The 416-nt window shown below is 53.8% G+C and carries 1 protein-coding gene; it reads left to right on the top strand.

Features of this window, described 5'->3' with window-relative positions:
- Positions 1 to 216: 216 nt before the first annotated feature.
- Positions 217 to 416 (top strand): hypothetical protein (locus tag ABFY71_RS18735; RefSeq protein ID WP_347947382.1); only part of this gene is annotated, 200 nt, incomplete at its 3' end.

Here is a 416-nt window from a genome sequence, read left to right as displayed (position 1 = left end):
GTAGCTAAGGCTGCTGGGCGTGCTGAATCGGCTGCTAGCAGAGCTTCTGGCTGCGACCCGGATGCACCTACTAAACGTACTGCTAAAGACACTGTATATGCGCGTACAGCAGCTTCCGAAGAGGCTGCGGCTAAGTCCCTGGTAGAGCCTATCCAGGTACTAAAAGGGCAGCAGGCGAAGGTTGTAGTGCGTGCTAAGGACGTTACTGAGCATCTCATGAAGTCTACGTATCTGGATGATGGTCAGAAGGCTATCCTGAAGACCCTAGATGGGTTAGTGGATGATGTACCAATGCACCTGACAGGGGACACGAACCTGCGCAGCGCATACTACCGTATGCCCGAACAGGGTGCAGACTACATCGCTATGCGTGCCAGTAAAGCATCTCAGGGTAAGACCTGGAGCACTGTAGGCGA

The organism is Devosia alba (genome assembly GCF_039938915.1).
Classification (GTDB): domain Bacteria; phylum Pseudomonadota; class Alphaproteobacteria; order Rhizobiales; family Devosiaceae; genus Devosia; species Devosia alba.
This window is presented reverse-complemented; position numbering and strand designations above follow the sequence as displayed.